Source organism: Mucilaginibacter sp. PPCGB 2223, from assembly GCF_001705515.1.
Lineage (GTDB): Bacteria > Bacteroidota > Bacteroidia > Sphingobacteriales > Sphingobacteriaceae > Mucilaginibacter.
The window spans coordinates 39,863-62,279 of the sequence record NZ_MDJS01000006.1; the positions used below are offsets into that span (position 1 = coordinate 39,863).

Annotated in this window: 22 protein-coding genes; 8 read left to right on the forward strand and 14 right to left on the reverse strand. The window is 46.7% G+C overall.

Annotated elements, in window-relative coordinates; all coding sequences use genetic code 11:
• The first annotated feature begins 25 nt into the window (after nucleotides 1–25).
• Nucleotides 26–1,567: a glycoside hydrolase family 10 protein gene (locus BEL04_RS23410; protein WP_066008147.1), complete on the forward strand. Its 1,542-nt coding sequence runs from the start codon at nucleotides 26–28 to the stop codon at nucleotides 1,565–1,567.
• Between the two features lie 40 nt (nucleotides 1,568–1,607).
• Here BEL04_RS23410 and BEL04_RS23415 read toward each other — a convergent pair whose 3' ends face one another.
• From BEL04_RS23415 to hpt, 3 genes are read right to left on the reverse strand one after another with little or no spacing between them, the layout of a single operon-like run.
• Nucleotides 1,608–2,360, reverse strand: a complete 753-nt coding sequence (locus BEL04_RS23415; RefSeq protein ID WP_066008148.1) for an SDR family NAD(P)-dependent oxidoreductase — start codon at nucleotides 2,358–2,360, stop codon at nucleotides 1,608–1,610.
• Nucleotides 2,361–2,404: 44 nt separating this feature from the next.
• Entirely contained in the window at nucleotides 2,405–3,397 is a 993-nt protein-coding gene (locus BEL04_RS23420; RefSeq protein ID WP_066008150.1) for an arabinan endo-1,5-alpha-L-arabinosidase, read from the reverse strand.
• On the reverse strand, nucleotides 3,394–3,933 hold the full coding sequence (gene hpt, locus BEL04_RS23425; RefSeq protein ID WP_066008152.1) for a hypoxanthine phosphoribosyltransferase: 540 nt from the start codon (nucleotides 3,931–3,933) through the stop codon (nucleotides 3,394–3,396). The genes BEL04_RS23420 and hpt overlap by 4 nt, the downstream gene beginning before the upstream one ends.
• A gap of 74 nt (nucleotides 3,934–4,007) precedes the next feature.
• On the opposite strand from hpt, the gene BEL04_RS23430 reads away from it, so the two are divergent.
• A complete protein-coding gene (locus tag BEL04_RS23430; RefSeq protein ID WP_066008156.1) occupies nucleotides 4,008–5,237 on the forward strand; it encodes a pitrilysin family protein in 1,230 nt (409 codons plus the stop codon).
• 19 nt (nucleotides 5,238–5,256) lie between these two features.
• Nucleotides 5,257–5,829, forward strand: coding sequence for a peptide deformylase (def, locus tag BEL04_RS23435; RefSeq protein ID WP_066008158.1), 573 nt, complete (start codon nucleotides 5,257–5,259; stop codon nucleotides 5,827–5,829).
• Here def and BEL04_RS23440 read toward each other — a convergent pair.
• From BEL04_RS23440 to BEL04_RS23450, 3 genes are all read right to left on the reverse strand, one after another.
• The gene (locus BEL04_RS23440; RefSeq protein WP_066008161.1) at nucleotides 5,826–6,467 is read right to left on the reverse strand and encodes a hypothetical protein; all 642 of its coding nucleotides are present in this window, start codon (nucleotides 6,465–6,467) and stop codon (nucleotides 5,826–5,828) included. The two genes, def and BEL04_RS23440, sit on opposite strands and share 4 nt — an antisense overlap.
• 123 nt (nucleotides 6,468–6,590) lie before the next feature.
• Nucleotides 6,591–6,869 carry a NifU family protein gene (locus tag BEL04_RS23445; protein ID WP_066008162.1) on the reverse strand — a complete coding sequence of 93 codons (279 nt, stop codon included), beginning with the start codon at nucleotides 6,867–6,869 and terminating at the stop codon, nucleotides 6,591–6,593.
• Between the two features lie 32 nt (nucleotides 6,870–6,901).
• Nucleotides 6,902–7,990: an Mrp/NBP35 family ATP-binding protein gene (locus BEL04_RS23450; protein ID WP_175404142.1), complete on the reverse strand. Its 1,089-nt coding sequence runs from the start codon at nucleotides 7,988–7,990 to the stop codon at nucleotides 6,902–6,904.
• A 111-nt stretch (nucleotides 7,991–8,101) separates the two neighbouring features.
• Between BEL04_RS23450 and BEL04_RS23455 the strand changes: the two genes are divergently transcribed.
• The gene (locus tag BEL04_RS23455) at nucleotides 8,102–10,273 is read left to right on the forward strand and encodes a transglycosylase domain-containing protein (protein WP_066008163.1); all 2,172 of its coding nucleotides are present in this window, start codon (nucleotides 8,102–8,104) and stop codon (nucleotides 10,271–10,273) included.
• Here the strand turns inward: BEL04_RS23455 and BEL04_RS23460 are convergent.
• Together BEL04_RS23460 and BEL04_RS23465 are read right to left on the reverse strand one after the other, a co-directional pair.
• Nucleotides 10,270–10,746: a hypothetical protein gene (locus BEL04_RS23460; protein ID WP_066008165.1), complete on the reverse strand. Its 477-nt coding sequence runs from the start codon at nucleotides 10,744–10,746 to the stop codon at nucleotides 10,270–10,272. The genes BEL04_RS23455 and BEL04_RS23460 overlap by 4 nt on opposite strands.
• Before the next feature lie 452 nt (nucleotides 10,747–11,198).
• Nucleotides 11,199–11,423, reverse strand: coding sequence for a hypothetical protein (locus BEL04_RS23465; protein WP_066008167.1), 225 nt, complete (start codon nucleotides 11,421–11,423; stop codon nucleotides 11,199–11,201).
• 80 nt (nucleotides 11,424–11,503) lie between these two features.
• Here BEL04_RS23465 and BEL04_RS23470 point away from each other — a divergent pair, with 80 nt between their 5' ends.
• From BEL04_RS23470 to BEL04_RS23480, 3 genes are all read left to right on the forward strand, one after another.
• Nucleotides 11,504–12,415: a hypothetical protein gene (locus tag BEL04_RS23470; RefSeq protein WP_066008169.1), complete on the forward strand. Its 912-nt coding sequence runs from the start codon at nucleotides 11,504–11,506 to the stop codon at nucleotides 12,413–12,415.
• Between the two features lie 41 nt (nucleotides 12,416–12,456).
• Nucleotides 12,457–14,580: a hybrid sensor histidine kinase/response regulator gene (locus tag BEL04_RS23475; protein WP_066008170.1), complete on the forward strand. Its 2,124-nt coding sequence runs from the start codon at nucleotides 12,457–12,459 to the stop codon at nucleotides 14,578–14,580.
• A gap of 190 nt (nucleotides 14,581–14,770) precedes the next feature.
• The gene (locus tag BEL04_RS23480; RefSeq protein WP_066008173.1) at nucleotides 14,771–15,517 is read left to right on the forward strand and encodes a hypothetical protein; all 747 of its coding nucleotides are present in this window, start codon (nucleotides 14,771–14,773) and stop codon (nucleotides 15,515–15,517) included.
• A 13-nt stretch (nucleotides 15,518–15,530) separates the two neighbouring features.
• Here the strand turns inward: BEL04_RS23480 and BEL04_RS23485 are convergent, their stop codons facing one another.
• The 4 genes from BEL04_RS23485 to BEL04_RS23500 are packed head-to-tail and all read right to left on the reverse strand — an operon-like array spanning nucleotide 15,531 to nucleotide 18,801.
• The gene (locus BEL04_RS23485; RefSeq protein WP_066008175.1) at nucleotides 15,531–15,932 is read right to left on the reverse strand and encodes a hypothetical protein; all 402 of its coding nucleotides are present in this window, start codon (nucleotides 15,930–15,932) and stop codon (nucleotides 15,531–15,533) included.
• A 33-nt stretch (nucleotides 15,933–15,965) separates the two neighbouring features.
• Complete coding sequence (locus tag BEL04_RS23490) at nucleotides 15,966–16,478, reverse strand: YcxB family protein (protein ID WP_139113164.1); 513 nt, start codon at nucleotides 16,476–16,478, stop codon at nucleotides 15,966–15,968.
• Between the two features lie 27 nt (nucleotides 16,479–16,505).
• A complete protein-coding gene (locus BEL04_RS23495; protein ID WP_066008177.1) occupies nucleotides 16,506–18,044 on the reverse strand; it encodes a YifB family Mg chelatase-like AAA ATPase in 1,539 nt (512 codons plus the stop codon).
• Between the two features lie 19 nt (nucleotides 18,045–18,063).
• Nucleotides 18,064–18,801, reverse strand: coding sequence for an energy transducer TonB (locus tag BEL04_RS23500; RefSeq protein ID WP_066008178.1), 738 nt, complete (start codon nucleotides 18,799–18,801; stop codon nucleotides 18,064–18,066).
• Between the two features lie 160 nt (nucleotides 18,802–18,961).
• Between BEL04_RS23500 and BEL04_RS23505 the strand changes: the two genes are divergently transcribed.
• Nucleotides 18,962–19,327 carry a hypothetical protein gene (locus tag BEL04_RS23505; RefSeq protein ID WP_066008180.1) on the forward strand — a complete coding sequence of 122 codons (366 nt, stop codon included), beginning with the start codon at nucleotides 18,962–18,964 and terminating at the stop codon, nucleotides 19,325–19,327.
• A 103-nt stretch (nucleotides 19,328–19,430) separates the two neighbouring features.
• Here the strand turns inward: BEL04_RS23505 and BEL04_RS23510 are convergent, their stop codons facing one another.
• Together BEL04_RS23510 and BEL04_RS23515 are read right to left on the reverse strand one after the other, a co-directional pair.
• On the reverse strand, nucleotides 19,431–21,923 hold the full coding sequence (locus tag BEL04_RS23510) for a TonB-dependent receptor (RefSeq protein ID WP_083228048.1): 2,493 nt from the start codon (nucleotides 21,921–21,923) through the stop codon (nucleotides 19,431–19,433).
• Nucleotides 21,924–22,080: 157 nt separating this feature from the next.
• Nucleotides 22,081–22,401: a hypothetical protein gene (locus tag BEL04_RS23515; RefSeq protein WP_066008184.1), complete on the reverse strand. Its 321-nt coding sequence runs from the start codon at nucleotides 22,399–22,401 to the stop codon at nucleotides 22,081–22,083.
• Nucleotides 22,402–22,417: the final 16 nt, after the last annotated feature.

Genomic DNA, 22,417 nt, shown 5'->3' on the forward strand with positions numbered 1-22,417 from the left:
TGCAGCTCCAAATTTTTGTAGCCTGATGACTCTAAAAAAACGATCGGTACTAACCTTCCTTATTTTCTTTGCTGCGATAACAGGTATGAACGCCCAGGTTAAGCCCGATCCGAAACGCGAGTTTCGCGGGGTATGGATAGCCACGGTAAGTAATATCGATTGGCCAAGCCCCAAATCGCCCACTCAAAAACAAAAACAGGATCTGATCGATATTCTGGATTCGCACCAGGAAACGGGCATTAACGCCATTATATTCCAGATACGGCCCGAGGCCGATGCCCTTTATGCCAAATCTACCGAGCCATGGTCGCGCTGGTTAACAGGCAAGCAGGGCTTGGCGCCCGACCCGTTTTACGATCCGCTTGAATTTGCCATTACCGAAGCACACAAACGCGGCATGGAGCTGCATGCCTGGTTTAACCCGTACCGCGCTACTTTTTCGCCCAACGAATCGCTTTTAAGTCCGAACCACATCACCAAAATACACCCCGAGTGGTTTTTAACCTATGGCGGCACCAAGCTGTTTAACCCCGGGATACCCGAGGTGCGCGATTACATTGTTCAGATCATCCTGAACGTGGTTGATAATTACGATATAGACGGCGTGCACATGGACGATTATTTTTACCCGTACGCTATACCGGGCCAGCGCATCAACGATACCGAGGCTTTTAATAAATATAACAATGGCATCACCAATATCGAAGACTGGCGCCGCGACAATGTGAACCGCCTGATCAAAATGCTGGCCGACAGCATACACGACCATAACCCGCGCATGAAATTCGGCATCAGCCCTTTCGGGATATGGAAAAATAAACGGGCGGCCGATCCGGAAGGCTCTGCTACACACGGCGGCGATTCGTACTACGAGTTATATGCCGACTCGCGCAAATGGCTCAAAGAAGGCTGGGTAGACTACATTGCGCCCCAAATTTACTGGCCATTCGGTAATGCGGCCGCAGCTTTTGATAAACTGGTAGACTGGTGGAGCGATAACGCCTACAACAGGCATTTATATATTGGGCAGGCGGCCTACCGCATTGGCGAACTGCGCAAAACATCAGGCTTCCATTCGGCCGCCGAAGCGCCGAATGAAATGAAATACCTGCGCAAAAATGATCGTGTGCAGGGTAGTATCTTCTTCAGTTCGGCATCTGTCACTTCAAACCCGTTGGGCTTTACCGATTCGCTCCGCGAAAATTATTACAATAACCCGGCCTTGCCGCCGGCGATGATCTGGCTCGACTCGATAGCGCCAAACGCGCCCAAGCATTTTGATATTACCATCAAGCCGCGCTCATTCGTCCTCACCTGGCAAACGCCCGACCTGGCCCGGGATAAAGAGCCTGTTTATGGTTATGTGATATACCGTTTTGAGGATGCAGGGGTAAAATTACCGATGGACGACCCTGCCAACATCCTGCACATCCAGTACGATGCCTCGACAAAATTTGAGGACAAGACCATCGAAGCCGGCAAATCATACACCTACGTCGTCACGGCTATCGACAGGCTGAAGAACGAAAGCTATCCATCTAACCCGGTGAAGATAAGCACGAAGTAGTTTTTGGTGAGTGGTGAATAGTGAGCGGTGAGGCTGGCTGCTAACTATTCATAACCGAACCGCAATTGATATCAAGCGTTTGGCCTGTGATGGAGCGCTGACTGAGCAGATAGGCAACCAGGCTGGCAATCTCGTCGGGTTGACTCATACGGCGCAGGGGTACACTTTGCATGGCGATATCGTAAAACTCGTCTTTGGTGATACCGATACCGTCGGCAATGCCTTGCAACCCTTCCTGGCTCATTTCGGTATCTACCCAGCCCGGGCAAATGGCGTTCACCAGTATTTTTTCGGGAGCGAACTGCACCGCCCACGAACGCATCAGACCTAATAGCCCGGCCTTGGAAGCGCAATAGGCTGAATAATTGGCTACTCCCAATCGCGCCAGTACCGACGACATAATGAGGATATGTTTTTCAGCACCGTCACCTTTGCGGATGTTGGGCAAAAAGGCATTCACAAAGTTATAGGTGCCGGTAAGGTTGGTTGCGATGATATCGTTCCAGCGGTCGTTATCGCCCCAGTAGTTTTCGCCGCCGATGCCCGAGTTGGCCACCAGGCCGTCGATGGTGGTATCACCCAGTTCGGATGCTGCATGCTCCAAGCTGTCTTTACTGCGGATGTCGGCTATGAGTGTGCGATGATCTTCGCCCGGTAACATGCCAAGAGTTTCGTTCAGAGCCTTCTTTTTGCGGCCAAGTAGGATACACCGGTTGCCCGATTGTGCTAATTGTATAGCTATTGCGCGGCCAATGCCGCTACCCGCCCCGCTGATGATATATGTTTTTGCCATGATGCCTGATTTATTGAAAGATCAAATATAGAGATAGGCGGGAATTATTTTGCTGTCTGCACAACAGGCCATCCGTCTTTATCCCACATTAACGGCTCGATGCGCAATTTCGACCGGCCATTATCTGCAGCATCATAAGCATGGAAGACGAGATAATCCACACCATCAAAAGTACAAACAGCGTTATGCCCCACGCCGTACCAGTCTTTATCGCCTGCCAAAACTAAGGTACCGCCGCCTTTGGCCATATCTGTGCCATCACGGTCGAGGTACGGGCCGGTTATTCTGGTACTGCGGCCGATCATCATTTTGTAATTGCTTTTTGGCCCGCGGCAGCAATAATCCCAGGATACGAACAGGTAATAATATTGCGCATGTTTAAAGATAAACGGCCCTTCAATGGCTCCGCGCCCGGCCGTGGTATCATTGCTGCTGTGCGATAATCCGGCCCGGTTGGCGATGGTCAACCATGGTTTAGGCTGCGCTGGAGATTTGAGGTCCGCACTCAATTTAACCAGCTTGATCCCATCCCAAAACGAGCCGAACGACAACCACGGCACATTCTTTTCATCGAGGATCAGGTTAGGGTCGATCGCATTGAAATGATCCTGACCGGGAATGGAACGGATAATCTCGCCCTGATCTTCCCATTTAAAATCGGGCGAATCGGCATGTAAAGTTTTATTAGTGGCTAAGCCGATAACCGACGTGTTTTTGCCGAATACCGACACCGCATAAAACAGGTGATATTTGCCGTTGTAATAGGAGATATCAGGCGCCCAAAAGTCATTCGGCCGGGCTTTGGGGATTGCTTTGGCTGCCCAATCGGGTGTTTGGGCGAATACGGGTTTTTCGCGCTTCCAGGTCTGCCGATCTTTCGACGACCATACGGTTATGCCGCGGCCTGTACAAAAGATATAATACAGGCTATCCTGTTTGATCATTACCGGGTCGTGCACCGGGATGAGGGGTGCAATCTGGCCATATCCACGCAAAGCGAATAACAGAATGATTAACAGGCCAAGCCATTTTCTCATTTCACTAATTGGTAGATATCCTTATAGTTGCGCCCCAGTTCTTTATAATCCAAACCATAACCCACCACAAATTTGTTCTCGATTTCGAAACCCACGTATTCCAGTTCGGGTATATTGTGCTCCATTGCATCTGGTTTGTACAGCAAGGCGCAAACGGTTATCGATGCAGGATTTAACGATTTCAACTTATCGACCAGGTAGCGCAGCGTATTGCCGGTATCTACAATATCTTCCACCAGGATCACGTCGCGGCCCTGTATGTCTACCTTCAGGTTAAAATCTTCGGTAATGGTACGGGTAGTGGCTAAACCACCGTGGTACGACGACAGCTTCATAAAGGCCACATGCAACGGGATAGGAACTTGTTTTACCAGGTCGGCCATAAACATAAAGCTGCCGTTTAAAACACCTACAAAAACGGGCGTATTGCCTTTGTATTTTTCTGCTAAAGTATTGCCAATTTCAATGGTGCGCTGCGCGATGGTCTCATAACTGATCATCGGCTCAAAGGTGAGTTCTTCTATCCGGATATTCATATGGCTAAAGTAGCTAATTTGTTTACAATTGGCTTAAACTCAATGCCCGAATATTCGTTTATCTTTGCCGGCTAATGGATTACCAGGTTTACACATTGCCCAACGGCATCAGGCTGTTGCACAAACATGCCGTATCGCCTTTGGCGCATTGCTGCTTTATAGTAAATGCCGGTGCGCGCGATGAAGCGCCGGGTAAAGATGGCCTTGCGCATTTTATCGAACACCTGCTTTTCAAAGCTACCGAACGCCGTAATACCGAACAGATATTAAACCGGCTTGAATTGGTTGGGGCCGATCTGAACGCTTATACTACCAAGGAGTATACCTGTATCCACGCTTCGTTTTTAAAGCAGCACCTGGAGCGGGCGATAGACCTGACAGAGGATATCGTTTTTCATTCTACCTTTCCCGAAGAAGAACTGGTAAAGGAAAAAAGCGTGGTTTTGGACGAGATCGCATCGTATCTCGACCAGCCTGATGAAGCCATACAAGATGATTTTGAGGATATGCTTTTTAAGCATCATCCGCTTGGCCGCAATATTTTAGGTACTGCCGATTCGGTAAGTGCATTGAGCAGGCCGGATGTGAAGGATTTTGTCGCACAAAATTACAATACCCATCAAATGGTTTTTGCTGTTTTAGGCGAGTACGATTTTAAAAAACTGGTAAAACTGGCTGAGAAATATTTTGGCCATATTCCGGAAAATGCACGTGGTAAGAACCGGGTGAAGCCACATATCAACCCTTCGGAGGTAGCGCGTTTTTCAAAACCGATATCACAAACGCACGGCGTCATCGGCGGGCAGGCGTATGCTTCATGTGATAAGCGAAAGAACGGTTTATTGTTGCTCAACAACATTTTAGGCGGCATGGGGATGAGCTCGAGGCTTAACCTGCAGATACGCGAAAAGTACGGCATCGCTTATAGCATCGAATCGAACTATTCCACGTTTTCGGACACAGGTATTTTCTCCATCTATTTCGGTACAGATACCGAAAAGGCCGAACGCGCGGTAAAGCTCATCCACAAGGAGCTCAAAAAACTGCGTGAACAAAAGTTGGGCACTTTGCAGTTGGCCCAGGCCAAACAAAAGTTTTGTGGCCAGATAGCCCTGGGCGAAGAGAACCGTATCGGCCTCATCATCGCCATGGCTAAAAGCCTGCTGGATTTTGGTTATGTAGACAGCATTGCGGAGGTCTTTGCCAAGATTAATGCGGTTACGGCTGAAGAAATGCAGGATATCGCCAATGAGATATTCGACCCGGCAAGGCTGACTACTTTGCTATTTGAGCCTAATGATTAAACTGCTATTTTTGTAGATTATGAAATTACCCATTATAGCCTACGGCGACCCTGTTTTACGGAGAAAAGCTACCGATATTGAACCCGATGAATATCCGCACATCAAACAACTGATTGAGGACATGTACGAGACGATGTACGGGGCCAAGGGAGTTGGACTTGCCGCGCCGCAGGTGGGTTTATCTATGCGCTTGTTCGTGATCGATGCGTCGCCGTTTGATGATGACGAACCTGAGCTTAAAGATTTTAAGAAAGCGTTCATCAATGCACGGATATTGAGCGAGGACGGCGAAGAGTGGCCATTTAACGAAGGCTGTTTAAGCATCCCCGAAATACGCGAAGACGTGTATCGCAAAAAAAACCTGCGTATATCGTACTACGATGCCGACTGGAAACACCACGAAGAGAGTTACACGGGATTAGCCGCACGCATCATCCAGCACGAATACGACCATATCGAAGGCAAGTTATTTACCGACAAGCTTAACCCTTTACGCAAACGCCTTATAGAAAAAAAGCTGAACGATATTTCGAAAGGAAATGTTTCGGTTGATTACCGGATGAAATTTCCGGCGGCTAAGAAGGGGCGTTAATTATCGTCGATCCCCCGGCTTTTATTACCTGCGGCTATCTCTTTAATCAGGGCACCCCAGGCAAAAGGGTTTAACAAGGGGTTGGGCATCAGCGAGTGCTGGTTTACCATATTGTTGTGCATATCCTGGAAGTTCAGCGTCTGATGGTCCTGCGCGTTTAACGGCAGCGACCGCTCTAACGCGGCTATTGATTTACCACTCAGGTTTTTGCGGGCTATCTCCAGGTCGTCATCAGCAATTTTCATCGCCAAAAAATCTTTATGAAACTCATCAGTAGTTGCCCATGGGAAGATATGAACTACAGGCAGGTGCACCGATTGTGAGCGTAAGCGCACTTCAACAGTGTAGCTTTTTTCTTTAAGGTGAGATGGGATCACCACTATTGCCGAGGCATAACCTATCGAGGTAAATTGCAGGGTATCGTTTTCGTGCACTACAAAAGAAAAATAGCCTTTATAGTTAGCCAGGTTACTTTGTTTAGGATTACTGATATTAGTTACAGAGGTGTAAGGTATAATACTGGTACTGTCGCTGTTCAGTACCACACCGCTAAATTGCACCAGCGGCCTCTCGGGCTTTTGCTGCGCAAATGCCGACACCGCCACGAGGCTAAACAATATGAAGAACAAGCGCTTCATTGTGAATAACTGTATTAATTTATTATACTCAGTTAACGTTTAAAAAGTTTTAACCGGGATACAAATCAAATAATTTTTGTCCGGTTAGTTGTTATAACACCGGCTAATTTAACAATCTTTAACTTATCTCAAATTTTCGGGCAATACCGCCGCCGGATCATCCATATCCGTCAGATTAGTTGCGTCGACGCCCGTGATCTCGGGCACGGCTTTTTTAATAGCCTGCTCTATACCTGCCTTTAAGGTCATGATGCTCATCGGGCACGACCCGCATGCACCCAAAAGTTTTAATTTAACTACTTTGTCAGGCGTTATCTCTTCCACCGAAACATTGCCGCCATCTGTTTCCAGATACGGGCGAATTGTATCTAAGGCTGCCTCTACCTGTGCTAACAAATCCATTTTTTTAATTTTTATAGTATAAAGATACTAATTTATTGTATAACTGCTGTTTGTGCGGCCGCTTTGGCATTTACAATCGCTACCTGCTGTGCAACTTTTTTTGCCATATCGATAAACGCGGCGCTCATCGGGTTATTATCGTCGAGTATAAGGGGTTTGCCCGAATCGCCGGAATCTGACACGCTTTTTACCAGCGGCAACTGCGCCAGCAAAGGCACGCCGATCTGGTCGGCCAGCTTTTTACCGCCGCCTTCGCCAAAAATATAATATTTATTTTCGGGTAACTCAGCCGGGGTAAAGTAGGCCATGTTTTCGACCACACCCAGCACCGGCACATTGATGGCATTCATCATAAACATACCCACACCTTTACGCGCATCGGCCAGGGCCACGTTTTGCGGTGTAGTTACAATTACTGCGCCAGCTATCGGGAAGCCTTGCGTAATCGTGATATGGATATCGCCTGTACCCGGCGGCAGGTCGACAACCAGGTAATCCAGCTCGCCCCAGTCGCCATCGTTAAATAACTGTTTTACCGCGGTTGACACCATCGGCCCGCGCCAAGGTACGGGCTGATCCGGATCGGTAAAGAAACCAATGGAAAGCAGTTTGATGCCATATTTCTCAATCGGCTCGATGCGTGTTTTGCCATTTTCAAGCTGCGATGCCCGTGGCTTGGCACCTTCCAAACCAAACATAATAGGCACCGACGGGCCGTAAATATCCGCATCGATCAAACCAACCTTTGCACCGGTTTTAGCCAAACCCAATGCCAGGTTGGCCGCCACGGTTGATTTGCCCACCCCGCCTTTGCCCGAAGCCACGGCGATGATATTTTTAATACCCGGCAAACTGTTACCGCTTTGCGTGGTCACGCGCGAGGTCATGTTGATCCGTATATCAGCATCTTTACTTACAAAATGCAATATGGCGTTGCGGCATGCGTTCTCGATCATGGCCTTTAAAGGGCAGGCCGGTGTTGTTAATATGATGGAGAAACTTACTTTGCTGCCTTCGATACGGATATCTTCAACCATGTTCAACGTTACCAGGTCTTTTTTCAGATCGGGTTCTTCAACGTGGCTCAGGGCAGCAAGTACTTGTTCTTTAGTAATTATCATTTTTACAATTCGGATAAAATGTAAAACAGCCTGTTAAGGTGTTTGTTACGGTATAGTTGTTTACAATAAACTTTGTAAAGATAAGATTATTAGTTTTGGAAAAATTTACTGATGCATCTACCAGATAAAAAGTACTTCCGCGTTGGCGGTATAGTTTTGCTAACGATAGTTGTTTTGATTGTAATAGCCGGTACCATTGCCTGGTTTAAGCGCGAAAATCTACTCCACAATGCGATTGACAAAGCTACGGCAAAAGCCAAAAGAGATTATAATTTAGATGTAAAAATAGGCTCGGCACACTTTACGGGGCTTAGTACCGTTGCTTTCGACGATATCACCATTGTACCGCAAGGTCGTGACAGTCTGTTAGATATCAAGAATTTTGAAGTCGAAGTGAGGCTATGGCCATTACTCTTTGGCAATGTTAAGCTGGCATCAGTTAAGCTGGATAAAGGCTGGCTCAATTTGACCAGCGTACACGGCGTAAAAAATTTCGATTTTTTATTTAAAAAGAAACGCGATACCACCGAAAACACCGGCGGCGATATATCCGTTGTGGCTAACGATCTCATCAACCAGGTGCTTTATAAAATACCCGATGCGCTCAACCTGAATGATTTTATCATTAAGTTTCACGACGACAGTACCAGCGTGAACGTGCTTGCCAAAACCGCGCGGATTGAAGATAGTGACCTAAGCTCTACATTCATCATCAATAACGGCGAATCGACCCTGCATTTTGCCGGTAAGATGCGCCCCAGCGATAAATACATCGATGTAAGGCTTTATGCCGATAATAAAAAGGTGGAGCTGCCTTTTATAGAAAAGAAATTCGGGTTGAAACTCAGTTTTGATACCATTGGCACCAGGCTGGATAAGGTTGAACGCAGCAACGGCGAAACACGTATTTATAGTTCCTGGTCGGTGAGCAACCTGCTCATCAACCACCCGCGCTTGGCTACAACCGATATCGTTGTGCCCAACGGATCGATAGACGCTAATATCTTTATCGGAGAGCACTATGTATCGATAGACAGTTCATCGGTAATCCATCTGAAAGACATTGTTGCAAGCCCATACGTAAAATACACCCTTAAACCAGCTAAAATCTACGAGTTAAAGTTAGCTATGCCGATGACCGACGCACAGAAGATGTTTAACTCCTTCCCCAAGGGGACTTTTGACGCGCTGGAAGGCATCCAGGTTAGCGGGAAACTGGCCTACAACCTGAGCCTTTACCTTGATAGCACCATGCCCGACTCGGTGCGGTTTAATTCGGAGCTAAAACAAGAGAACTTTAATGTGGTTAAATACGGCAATACCAACTTTGATAAACTGAACAGCCCGTTTGTATATACGCCTTACGAAAACGGCAAACCTATGCCATCGCGCACCATCGGGCCCTCAAACCCCGATTATACCCCGCTCGAAAATATCTCGCCGTACTTGCAGCACGCGGTCATGTCGGCCGAAGACCCTACATTTTACAGCCATCACGGTATTATACCCGAAGCCATCCGTAAATCGATAGCGATTGATTTTAAGAAGAAAAAGTTTAATCGCGGCGGTAGTACGATATCCATGCAATTGGTTAAAAACGCTTTTTTAAGCAGGCAAAAAACCATGCTGCGAAAAATTGAAGAAATGCTGATCGTGTGGATGATCGAGAACAAACACATCGTCTCGAAAAACCGGATGCTGGAGGTTTATTTCAATATCATCGAATGGGGCAACAACGTTTACGGTATCGGCGAAGCATCGCGCTATTATTTTGGTAAAAGCCCTGCCGAACTCGATTTGGGCGAGAGTATTTACCTGGCCAGCATCGTACCTAAGCCTAAAGCCGGGCTATACGCTTTCCAGCCCGATGGCAGTTTGAAGGATTATCTGCGCAATTATTTCCGTTCGCTTGGCGACAGGATGGCCAACCAGCATTACATCAACCTGATGGATAGCCTGAATTATGGCTTTGCTGATGTGCGGTTGAAATCGAGCCAGCGCAGTCATACCATTATCGCTCCGGGTGATACCGCCGCCATTATGAAAGCCCTGAAGCAGGACCAGGATGACGAGGAGGAGGATAACGCCATCCCGGTTATCCAACCCGAAAAGAAACCGAACTTTTTCCAGCGCCTGTTTGGTAAAAAAGATACTACACATAAAAAGGAGCCGGTAATTGATACTGCCGGGAAAACCAAAAAACAAATACGCCAGGAAAAACGCGCCGAACGCAAAAAAGAGAAAGAGGAAAAGAAAAAGCTGATGGACCGTGGATTATTTTAATTTCCGGCTTTGTTGATCGGCTTCAGGCGCAACATCCTGACCACTTTAAACCTGATCGGGCGTATCAGCAGGAACACCAGGAATAAAAAACCCACAAATGCAGCCACAAGTATGGTAGCAGTAAAAAACCAAACCATCAGGTCTAATGTTGCGGCCCCGAATATCCACATGTACCGGATGATATTTGCGGTAAGGAAATTGCTGAAACGGAACCTTACCGGTTCGTCAAGGTCTATTTCTTCAACCCTTTTGTAAAAAACGTAGTTCGAAATAATCGGGAACAGTATCGTTGCTGCAAAGGCAACATATAACAAAGAGTTATCGTTGCGGTTAAGGATGTTGGCGCCTACATGCTTATTTAAACAAACGATGATTATAACGAATACTGCAGTAATAGCCGCAAACACCGCATGAATTACCTGGAGTTTTTTATACGCTCCGGGGTCCAATTCATTGTTACCGATCTTATTCATTTAAAGTTTAATCAATTTGCTTAACTCAATACTATGCAATTTGTTTTTCACATCTGTACACAGCTCTAAGATTAATATCGCGGCAAATTTACATCTTAAAATCGTACCACGATAAAAAGAAATCTCCCGCAAACATAGCAATAAGCATCGAACTTATTACACGGCAATAAGTTGCTTTATTATAACTATTTTAAAAAATCTTTATTAAAACACAGTGTATCAAAATCCAGGCCGTTAGCCTTATCGTGTAACCCCTGTCACACAAAAATAAAATGGAATACGAGAAGCCATCATATGAGTATTGCCTGTTAGTAAAAACGCAGTACGTTTGCTTTGTAGAGTTTCCCGGATATACCAACAACACAATTATACAAAATATATCAAAAATACCGAAACCCTTTTTTTGATTAACCAATGAGCAATATGGGTGTGCCGTAAACCCGGAACAACGTTTACCTTGCTGCAACACCACGCATGTTAAGCGTCCGTTTGCATTCGTTGCATAACCAGGTTTCGCGGTAAAAATTGTTATGTCCTTCGGCATCGGCCATGATACAGGTTTTATTAACGCAATGCGGTAACCAAAGTAAAACAGTCAGCTTTGGCTCATCAACACCACAGCAGGCAGCAGCATGCAATATGATGTAACAAAGGGCCGGCAAAAGTATTTTTTTCATTACCCCGTTAAAAACTTGAATTAAACCTATATTTTCGGCATGTTGCGGCCGGCGCTAACTACGTATTACTATTTATACGCATGAAACGATTTTGTAACCTTTTCATTTTTACTATTGCTGCCTTTTGCTTGTCGTGCAAACAACCTGCGAAAGTTGAGCACCCTTCGTTTAAAAGTGTTATCGGCATCCATTATACCGAGGTGCGCCGCACATTTAAAAATGGCGTGATATTTAACGGGCAGGGCTTCCAACTGGCGCCCGACTGGCGTTTTACCTTTGTATCGGCCGATTCGATCAATATTTACAGCCCCGAAAAGAAACGCTTTTTTAACTGCCCGGTGATATTCGACCACGATTCGGTATTCAATATAGCCTGGGCCTGGCTTAAATTGAAGAAACTCACCAAAGACAGCATCAAATTCCAGGTGCTACACGTAGAGAATAAGGTAATTATCGACGACCGCTCGAACCTGTACATGACCGTTTACTCGGATGATTACATCAAGAACAAACTGCATACCGATGCGCAGACATTACAAAGGCCACGGCGTATCGACACTTTGTTCATCAAAGCTAAAATAGCTCAGGCAGTACGAAACCCCGACAGTTCATTCGCCGGGGCAGAACAGCCGGTGATAAAAAGCAAGAGCCCGCTATTGACCATAAAAAGAGTAGAAGCCCCCGTCGATTCGGCTGTGAGCACCGATCCTAAAGCCGATTATATTAATCCCGAATACGACATCACCATCAACAAAGCCTACAAAGATTTTAATTACTCGTTTGTGGTTATTGTTGACGCTGCGGGTGCTGTACATTTCTGGCGGTCGACAATTGTGCCTGTTGACAAGGATTTTGAGACATGGCAAAACCGGATGATGACAGGTATTGTAAACGGTTACTTAAAGCTCTATTTAAACGTTACTCCGGGCAAAACCCTGGGCCTGCCTCACAATAGCTTTGTAGTTTTAAACGTTACAGGCAAGTCTGGATAAAATGGTTTTAGCTATATTAGCCGTAGCGGTATTTTTATTTTATGAGCAGCAGCACCTACACCAAACGCCTTTCGACCCGGATTTTATTAGCTTTTTTATCGCTGGTGATTATACTGGGCATCGCAGCGCTTTTTGTACGCGATTCGATCTCAAAAAAACTCGAAACCCTTGCCACACTGGCCCATAACGCTGAGCACGACCAATCGCGCCCCGAAGAAACGCTGCTTTTGTTACACAAAGCCGAGGATGATTTCCAGCGATCGCTCATCAGTAACAACAGCCAGGACATAGCTGCCTACCAGAACGAATTGGCCGCAGCTTTTGGTAAAATAGATACCCTGCTCAGGCAGCATACCGATACTACCGGCCTGAATTCGCAACAAAGGCAGCAGGTTAAAAACTGGTACGGGCAAAAACTGCAACTCTCGGCTCGTTTATCTGTGGTGAGGCACCAGTTCGATTCGTTGCTGAACAGCGTAGAGATAGCAGACCAGGGCGACGCCACGGTACATGCCAGCCAGTTTGGTAAAACGAGCAGGACGATCGAATCGGTAGCATCGGATACAGTGGTAAAGTCGGTTAAAAATAACAGGGGTTTATTGGGAAGGCTAAAGGATGCCATAACCAATAAAAGCGGTACGACGAATGTGATCGAGATCAATCACCGGCACAATAAACAGATTATCGATTCGCTTACGCGGAACATCAACAAAAAAAACCGGACCGCTTATCTGCGGATATTAAAGCAACTGCAACAGCAAAACAAAACTTTGCTGATCACCCAGAAGCAACTCATCACACTTAACATCCAGATCATTACCGAACTTGAACGGGTGATCAATGATCTGAAAGAGATAAACTATACCCTGGCCAACCAAATAAAAGGTATGGCCTTTCAAAACTACCAGGAAACAACGGGTTCGCTTAACAGGTTTTTCCTCATAGCCTTATTCCTGGTATTGTTATTTGCCACATGGCTCATCGTATTCATCTTCAAGCTCGATCGTTCCGAACTTAGTTTGCGGCAGGAGAACGAACGGGCCATTGTACTGGCGCAGCAAAAAATGGATCTGCTGGCGCATATGAGCCACGAGATACGTAACCCTTTAACGGCGATCAAGGGCTTTTTGCACATTTTCAGTAAAACTGATCTTAGCCCCAGGCAGGCAGAAATGCTGGGTTCGATCAGGCTCTCGTCCGACATGCTGCTGCATACCCTCAACGATACCCTCGACGCTGCCAAAATGGAAAGCGGAGAATTTACGATTAACAACGAACCGTTTAACCCCGATTTTATATTAAGGCAGGTTGTTGACAGTATGGCTTTCAGCGCAGCCAAAAAGAAGCTCGAGCTCGTTTACCGGTTTGATGGCGATAAGGAAAGCATGGTATCGGGCGATAGTTTCAGGCTGAAGCAGGTCATGATCAACCTGCTAAGCAACGCTATCAAATTTACCCAGACAGGTTCGGTACATGTAAGTGCGGCCATTAGCCCCAGGGATGGTAAAAGCTGGCTCAATATTGCTGTTGCCGATACGGGCGCCGGCATAAGCCCCGAACAACAGACCGACCTGTTCTCGAAATATTACCAAACCAGCAGCGCAAAAGGGAAAACCGGCACGGGCCTGGGCCTGTATATCTGCCGCCAGCTGGTGCAGCTGCAAAACGGGCAGATCAGTGTAAAAAGTACCCCGGGGCAGGGTACGACCTTCAGTTTCGGTATACCATACCAGGAGGTAGCAAGCGGTGCCCGTGTATTGGCAGCCGATAAGCCATCGAACCTGCTCAACGGTTTGAGGATACTGGCCGTTGCCGATAACGAACTCGACCGGATGTTCCTCAAAGTGATGACCAGCCAATGGAACATCCGCTTTTTTGAAGCCTCGGGCGGTAACGATGCCCTGGACACGATACAGAAAGAAGAGGTGGATATTGTGTTGGCCAATACCACTTTGCCGGATATGGACGCTCACCGGCTGATCGGCATAGTACGCGAACTGGGCTCGCCATTGAGCGAAATACCATTCATTGCCATCATAAGCGATGAAGAGGCTGATTGGGATGCGGGAGCAGGTAATGGTTTTGCAGGCAAAATAACTAAACCCTTTACCGAAACCGAGCTAATGCGCCAGATGATAACAGCATTGAATACCGATAGCGAATAGTTGCCGGTTGCAATTGCGGTGGACAGACATCTGATTGTAATAATTACAAGTTAAAAATTGTTAAAAATTGCGCCGGCGTATACAAAAAGCGTAATATTATGGCCTGTAAGGCGTTGCATAGCCAAAATTAATTGAGTTATTGCCCTGCTTTGCTATTTTTGCACCAAACAATGGCTACTTGTACCATCATATGAAAAAAAACATAACTATACTTTTTACTTTATTCATCGCATTAATAACTGTAAATGTACAAGCTCAGGATGCGCCCGTAGGAAAAAATTACCTGGGTATTTACCTGGGAATATCGCAACCAATGGGGGTGTTTAAAAGCACCGATTATTATAATAACAACGCCGGTATGGCAAGGGGGAACGTGACGTACGGCATCAGCTGGGCGCATTATTTTACCAAACATGTTGCGGCTATTGCCGATATTTCTTTCCAGGACCAGGGCAGGCCAAGCAGCGATGTTTTACAAACGCTGTCGGGAGGGTATAACAGCGATTTTAATGCACAATCAACCACGGTTACGGTTACGGAGCGTTATCAAAACCTTAATTTGCTGCTTGGGCCACAGTACTCTTTTTATTTCGGTAAATTTTCTTTTGATATCGGCGCGTCGGCCGGCCTTTTAAAAAGCTTTGATACGCCCGAATACGAGGTGAACGTATATAAACAGCTGGTTAGCTCAACAACCCTCGAATCAACTACGTTTTATCAGCGCAGCTCGCGCGCTTCGGCATTTGCTTATAGCGGTCATGCAGGGTTGCATTTAAATTTGAGCGATGGGTTTGGATTTGCACTTACGGGCAAATATGTCGGCTGTGATGGTATCGCCATAACAAACGAAAGCAACCCGTACAGCAATGGCCGTTTGGTTACCAAACAGCCCATTAATGTATGGCAAAGTACATTGGGCATATTCTTCCATTTCTGACAATCGATACCGCTTACTTTTCGCGATACTCGTAAACAATAACCACATTGGTTTTAGGTTGTAAAAAGCACAGCGTATACCCATGTGGTTTTTGCTTTTTATACTCCCGGTAGTACAAAAAACCCCGCTCGTTATCGGGTATAAAAGGGCATATCGCTTTCAGCTTCCAGTTGGGCGGGTAGTTTTTGAATGTAAGTCTTTTTAAAAGGGTAACCTTGTCAGCACTACTGATATTGGCTTCCGCATACGCATCGTGCTCGGTATAGATTGTAGACCGTAGCTCGTAATGTGTTACACCGGTAATATCGGCAAGTAACCTTTCGGGATAATTAGCCTGTTCATAGCGGATGTATCCGTATGACCCACCCGCAACGAGGATGATAGCAATAAGGCCGATGAGGTAGAGCTTTTTCAATGGATTTATTGGTATTATTTAGAACCGCCTATTCTATTTTATTTGTTGAATCTTGATACCCTGCGCTTTAAATAAATGTTTTAGTTGCTCAAGATTTTCGGCACTTACTTCGTTGGTTTTCACAAAGATCGCCAACATTTTACTGGGATATAGCAATAACCAATCATTGGTTATTGCAACCTTATGTAGCTTCGACCATTTATAGTCAGACGAAAATGATTCGCCCTTTACTTTTACGCCCTCGTCAGAAAACTCATAGGCAATCAGTTCCTGCACCATCAGATTACTTTTAAAGCTTCTTTTGGCAATCAGGAGAATTGTTACAGGCAGGGTAATGGCCATCGTGACCAGAATTACTCCGAAGGAATAATAGTCAGAATCGAGGATGGTATAATAGTGTACCATGTTCATGATGATAGATGCCAAAATGAAGAGGACGGCAAATGCGGAAATAATAACCACCCATTTTTTTGCGTAGAGTATTTTAAAGTTTAGCTTCCTGAATTCAGGATAGGTCATTTTAGAAGTAAAAGAAAACGTATTCATATATTTTTGTAAATGATTCTTTGATTGTCACCCCGCCCAATTCTCCCTGTCCAAACTGCGGTAATGTATCGCTTCGGCCAGGTGTTCAATCTGTATGGATTCGCTGCCGGCCAGGTCGGCAATGGTGCGGGCCACTTTCAAAATACGGTCGTAAGCGCGTGCGGAGAGGCCGAGCTTTTCCATAGCCTTTTTGAGCAGCAACTGCCCGGCATCATTGATGACGCATATCTCGCGCACCATTTTGGTGCTCATCTGGGCGTTGCTGTGCAGGCCTTCCTGTTTGCCGAAACGCTGGGCCTGTACATCGCGGGCTTTGATCACACGCTCACGTATCACGGCGCTTTTTTCGGATACCCTGTCCGACGAGAGTTCGTCGAAATTTACCGGGGTAACTTCCACATGCAGGTCGATCCTGTCGAGTAGAGGGCCCGATATCTTGCTCAGGTATTTCTGTACTACGCCCGGCGGGCATACGCACTCCTTTTCAGGATGGTTAAAATAACCGCAGGGGCAGGGGTTCATACTCGCGATCAGCATCAGGCTTGATGGATATTCTACTGATAATCTTGCGCGGCTTACTGTCACCTTACGCTCTTCCAGCGGTTGGCGCATTACTTCTAAAACGCTGCGTTTAAACTCGGGTAATTCGTCCAGAAACAAAACGCCGTTATGCGCCAGCGATATCTCACCGGGTTGAGGGTTGCTGCCGCCTCCAACCAGGGCCACATCACTAATGGTATGGTGCGGCGATCGGAAAGGCCGTACAGTGACCAAAGCATCGCTTGCCGATAGTTTGCCAGCTACCGAGTGTATCTTGGTCGTCTCCAGCGATTCGTGCAGGCTGAGCGGCGGCAGTATGGAAGGCAGCCTGCGCGCCAGCATGGTTTTACCGGCTCCCGGCGGGCCGATCAGGATCACGTTATGCCCGCCCGCCGCGGCTATCTCCAAAGCGCGCTTGATGTTTTCCTGTCCGCGTACCTCGCTAAAATCGCTGTCGTAATTGTTGATGCTGTCGAAAAACTCCTCGCGGGTATTTACGGTTGTTGGCTTCAATTGCAGGTCGCCGTTGAAGAACCCCGCTATCTCTTTGATGCTTTCTACGCCGTAAACTTCCAGGTCGCTTACTATTGCGGCTTCGCGTGCGTTTTGCTTAGGCAGGATAAAACCTTTGAAACCTTCTTTTCGGGCCTGTATGGCAATGGGTAAAGCGCCTTTGATGGGCTGTACGCCGCCATCCAGCGATATCTCGCCCATAATCAGGTATTTGTCCAGCTCTTCGGACTCTATTTGCCCTGAAGCCGCCAGTATCCCGGTAAGGATGGTCAGATCGTAAGCCGAGCCTTCCTTGCGCACATCGGCCGGAGCCATATTGACCACCACCTGCTGGCGCGGCATTTTAAAGCCGCAGTTTTTCAAGGCCGATTCGATGCGGAAATAGCTTTCTTTTACCGCTACATCGGGCAGGCCCACTATAAAATATTTGGTGCCGGCAGCAATATTTACTTCAACGGTTATGGTTGTAGCTTCGATACCGTAAACTGCGCTGCCAAAGGTTTTTACTAACACGTATTATATTTTATATTTATTATCTATCAGCTAATGTAAAACTCAAAGGCAGTGTGCCTTCGGCAATTACAGGTTTGTTGTTTAAAATTGCAGGCAACCAATCACCCTCCACACTTTTTATAACCTTTAGGGCTTCTTCGCTCAAGCCATCTTTAATGCCCACTTTAACCTGGTAATCGGTTGGTCGGCCATCTAAGTCAACAATAAACGCAACTATTACCTTCCCTTGCGTATTGTTTTCCAGAGCTCGCGCCGGATACCTTACCCTCGTAACAAACAGCCTTGAAAGTTTGCCTTCCCCGTCAAGATATAGCGCAGGTTTATCCAATTTAGTTTTCAGTGTATCCGTTCCGTTTATTACAATATACTTTAAGGTATCCTCCGGCATATCCTTATGGAAAATATATATACCTTTATCAAAATCGTATTTATCACTCAACTCATATTTATAGTTGTAGCACTCCCAAACGCCTACCTTTTTGCCGTTTTTATATTGTCCGGATCCTGAGATCTTCCCCCTAAAACCATAACTTGTCCAAACGCTATCTTTTAAATTGTTTTTGTAATATCCCCGGGTAATTATACCGTAATTATCGTTTAGGGTATACAAGCCGTTTTTTACAGAGGTATCAGCCTCTAAAACTTCATATATCTCCCTCGTATGCAGTTGCGGGTTGGCTTTGGTTATTTTTTTGGTTTGGGCGCTTAGTCTACAAACCGCAAGCAACAGGCATAGCAATATTAAAAAGTACTTCATCAATCTATGGCTTTTTTATGACGAATAAACATAAATAAAATTTAGCATTCTAATACGTCCCTTTTGCAATAGGGTAATTTATTAATTACATTTTATTTTGAATTATGCCGTTTAAGCAAAAACTCTTTATTTAGAGCAAAACACATCAATACAATTCGATATGAAAAAGATCGGCATAGCTTTATTGATAGCCTTTGCGGCGATGAAAGCATCGGCACAAACCAGCATCAGCGCAAAAGACGCGGCCAAACACATCGGCGAAGAGGTAACCATCTGCGATAAGATCTTCAGCGGCAAATACCTGTCGAACTCGAGCCTTACCCTGCTCGATGTCGGCGGCAGCCATCCTAACGAGGTGTTGAGCCTGGTGATCAAAGGCGACGACCGCAAGAAATTCAGCACCGCCCCTGAAGATAAGTTTAAAGGCAGACAAGTTTGTATTACCGGTAAATTAGTCGACTATAAAGGCAAACCCGAGATCATGATCACCGATACGGCCCAGATCAAGATTGATCCGAGGATGTAAACCTGTTTTTTTAAGAAAGCCCTCTCCGGTTTAACTCGGGAGAGGGCTACAGGTAGATATAGGATCAAAAAATAGATGCTCTTTCAAAAACGCTTCGTCGTTTTTACGACTTCGCTTTAGGCGACAAATCAAACGGCACCACCAGCTTAAAGCTGATGTTGCGGCCCATGTTAAATATGCCCGGCTGTACGCCCGGGCCCGGGTCGGCATTGTCAAAATACTTCAGCCTGCTCATATTCGATTGGTAGTTCACATCGCCCAGGTTGGTGCCTTCGATAAACAGTTTAATCACCGGCTTACCAGCGGCGTCCATCAGGTTGGCTCCAAGCCCGGCGCTGATCAGGTTGTAGCCTGCAGTATAGGTTTCGGTGCCGTAGGCGGCAAAATACCTGTCCTGCGCGCTGTAATGATCAAAGCCAACACTCACATATACATTTTTCAGCCTGCCGAAGCCTTTGGTAAAATTACCGCGCAACTCGCTGTGTGTATGCAGCGGCGGTATAAACGGCAGGTATTTTAAACTGTCGGGAACTTTAGCGCCTGTGCCTTTGTTCTCGCCGTAGGTCAGGCCAATGGCATTTTCAAAATGCAGCCAGCTAAAGGGGTGTATATCCAGGTTGGCCTCTCCGCCATAGATGCGGGCATGGCTTTGTACATAGGTAAACTCGTTGTAGCCCTGGTTGGTCACGGGTGCCCCGGCAGCATCCAGTACCTGTTGCTGGAAGATATAGTTATCAATGTTGTTATTAAACGCCTCAATGCTGGCTGTTACGGTTGGCAGGGTTAAAAAAGCGCCCAGGTCTTCCTGTACACTAAATTCGGGTTTAAAATTGCTGTTGCCAACGTGGTATATCTGTGAGCCGGGATCGGGGCCGTTGGCCGATAGCTCGGCAATACTTGGCGCCCTGAACCCGCGGGCAATATTACCCTTCAGCAAAAAGCTGTTCGAGAAATTGTAAGTCGCGCCAAAACTGCCCGAGAATCCCGAAAAGGTTTTATTCAGGGCATCAAATTGCCTGGCCACATTGGGTGCCGTTTCGGGGCTGCTGCCGGTGTACAGTACCGGAAAGAAAGCGTTGGTGGTATCGATGTAAGCTGCCTGGCCGATAAACGACCGGCTGTCTATCCGGGCTCCCCCCGAAAGGTCAAGCTTACCGAAACTTTTCTTCACAATAAAGAACGGGCCCACATCAAACTGGTGATATGCAGGTATGGGGAATGCGGTAGCATCGCCGATGGTATTGTTCTGGTACTGCCCGTTTACGCCTAAAGTGGTTTCGTAATCGCCTAAGTTGAAGTTGTATTTTACATCATAGGTATACGTGGTCAGGTGCAGGTTCAATCCCGGTGTTTCGGGTTGGGTGGGATGGGTAAACTCGCGGCGGTGGCTAAACTGGTAACCGAGGTTCACCAGCAAGCTGCCTTTTCCCAAATTAAAGCTGCTGTTGTTGTAAATGCGGTAAAGCTGCACATGCTGGTGCAGTACCGGGATGGTGTACGAGTTCAGCTCATCTGCCGATACGATAGGCCTGAACAGGTCGGCCTCGGTTACCTGTTTGGTGAATGCCCGGCTAACCGAATCGCGGCTGCCATCGGGTATGGCCTGCTCATCGTCGAAAACCGAGGCATTCAGATATGAGTAACCCCACGATTTATTGATACCGACCATGAAGCGGGCGTCTTTTTCCTGATAGTTGGTGCCATACACGCGGCCGTCGTGCTGATCCCGGTAATCTTTGGCAGCTTTTGCCGATATCACAGTTCCCCAAACAAAACCGTTGTTATTGCCCTGCAACCTGAACGATCCGCCAAATAAACCTTGATTCGTACCGTAATTGCCGGATATATCGCCCTGTATCTTTCCTTCGGGCAATGGAGCGGCAGTAATCAGGTTAACCACTCCGCCAATAGCGTCTGAGCCGTACGATAAGCTGGCCGGGCCTTTCACCACTTCAATCCGGTCGATCGAGTTCTGATCAACCTCGATACCATGCTCGTCGCCCCATTGCTGGCCTTCCTGGCGTATGCCATCCTCAAGCGTTACCACCCGGTTATAGCCCAGCCCGTGGATGAACGGTTTAGATACGTTCGGCCCGGTAGTTACTGCGCTTACTCCGGGCAGGTTGGCAATCTCGTCTATCACGTTGCTGGCTGCGGCGCGCTCGTCGATAAAAGTTTTGCTTACGGCTGCCATGGGTATCGGGCTGCGTTTTATTTCTGTTGCTTTCGATACACCGGTGATCACTACCTCGCTCGCTTCGATAGAGGATACCTGTAACTGGAAATCGAGCGAGTTGGTTTTCGAAAAATCAACCTTTTGAGTAATGGTAGCATAACCAATATAGCGCACCTGCAACAGGTAAACGCCTTTAGGTACATGATTCAGTATGTATTTGCCGTTGGCATCGGTTACGGTGCCGTTGTGCAGGTCGGGTATAATAACGGTTACACCGATCAGGGCTTCACCGGTGGCTTTGTCGGTAACTTTACCGGTCAGGGTTCCGTTTCCTGCCGGGTCAGAATCTGTTGCCATGGCATGCAGCACCGGCAACAGCATCATATATAGTAGCGCTAATAATTTGAGTTTGAATTTCATTTTTGTTATATCATGATCAATGAGCGCATCAGCTTAAAAGCGTTGATCCCGGGGTAACCCGGAACGATGGTTCATTTACAATAAATAATGTGATTAAATAGCCGCTTAGGGCTGAAGTTTGTTCGGCATAACAATTAGCCAAACAATCAAACAAAAATTACGCAAGGGGCGGAGAGCGTCCCGCGGACAAGATAAGCGCAATACCGATGTAGTCGTGTTCACATTTGTATTGGGTATCGCTGACGGTGTAATCGGGTATCAACGGCAAATCGGTAAACAATGCCATTGGCGTATGGTGCATCATATCGCACACATAACATTTTTCGGCTACGGTTTGCTGTGGGAACTGCTTTGCTACATGATAAACCCGCTGGGTATAACCGGGTACGTGCTGGTGCACTATAGCGGTTATCTGGCCTGTAACAAAACAGATCAGCACAATCCATGCAAAGGTGATATGGCGCTTATAACTCTTCAATTAACTAAATGATGCC

Coding starts and splice junctions, on each gene's coding strand:
- BEL04_RS23445 (WP_066008162.1), bottom strand. CDS start 6,869: ATGGATTTGTTAGCACAGGTAGAGGCAGCCTTAGATACAATTCGCCCG.
- BEL04_RS23460 (WP_066008165.1), bottom strand. CDS start 10,746: ATGAATAAGATCGGTAACAATGAATTGGACCCCGGAGCGTATAAAAAA.
- BEL04_RS23470 (WP_066008169.1), top strand. CDS start 11,504: ATGAAACGATTTTGTAACCTTTTCATTTTTACTATTGCTGCCTTTTGC.
- BEL04_RS23510 (WP_083228048.1), bottom strand. CDS start 21,923: ATGAAATTCAAACTCAAATTATTAGCGCTACTATATATGATGCTGTTG.
- BEL04_RS23475 (WP_066008170.1), top strand. CDS start 12,457: ATGAGCAGCAGCACCTACACCAAACGCCTTTCGACCCGGATTTTATTA.
- def (WP_066008158.1), top strand. CDS start 5,257: ATGAAATTACCCATTATAGCCTACGGCGACCCTGTTTTACGGAGAAAA.
- BEL04_RS23490 (WP_139113164.1), bottom strand. CDS start 16,478: ATGAATACGTTTTCTTTTACTTCTAAAATGACCTATCCTGAATTCAGG.
- BEL04_RS23480 (WP_066008173.1), top strand. CDS start 14,771: ATGAAAAAAAACATAACTATACTTTTTACTTTATTCATCGCATTAATA.
- BEL04_RS23450 (WP_175404142.1), bottom strand. CDS start 7,990: ATGATAATTACTAAAGAACAAGTACTTGCTGCCCTGAGCCACGTTGAA.
- BEL04_RS23500 (WP_066008178.1), bottom strand. CDS start 18,801: ATGAAGTACTTTTTAATATTGCTATGCCTGTTGCTTGCGGTTTGTAGA.
- BEL04_RS23505 (WP_066008180.1), top strand. CDS start 18,962: ATGAAAAAGATCGGCATAGCTTTATTGATAGCCTTTGCGGCGATGAAA.
- hpt (WP_066008152.1), bottom strand. CDS start 3,933: ATGAATATCCGGATAGAAGAACTCACCTTTGAGCCGATGATCAGTTAT.
- BEL04_RS23420 (WP_066008150.1), bottom strand. CDS start 3,397: ATGAGAAAATGGCTTGGCCTGTTAATCATTCTGTTATTCGCTTTGCGT.
- BEL04_RS23455 (WP_066008163.1), top strand. CDS start 8,102: ATGCATCTACCAGATAAAAAGTACTTCCGCGTTGGCGGTATAGTTTTG.
- BEL04_RS23415 (WP_066008148.1), bottom strand. CDS start 2,360: ATGGCAAAAACATATATCATCAGCGGGGCGGGTAGCGGCATTGGCCGC.
- BEL04_RS23410 (WP_066008147.1), top strand. CDS start 26: ATGACTCTAAAAAAACGATCGGTACTAACCTTCCTTATTTTCTTTGCT.
- BEL04_RS23465 (WP_066008167.1), bottom strand. CDS start 11,423: ATGAAAAAAATACTTTTGCCGGCCCTTTGTTACATCATATTGCATGCT.
- BEL04_RS23430 (WP_066008156.1), top strand. CDS start 4,008: ATGGATTACCAGGTTTACACATTGCCCAACGGCATCAGGCTGTTGCAC.
- BEL04_RS23440 (WP_066008161.1), bottom strand. CDS start 6,467: ATGAAGCGCTTGTTCTTCATATTGTTTAGCCTCGTGGCGGTGTCGGCA.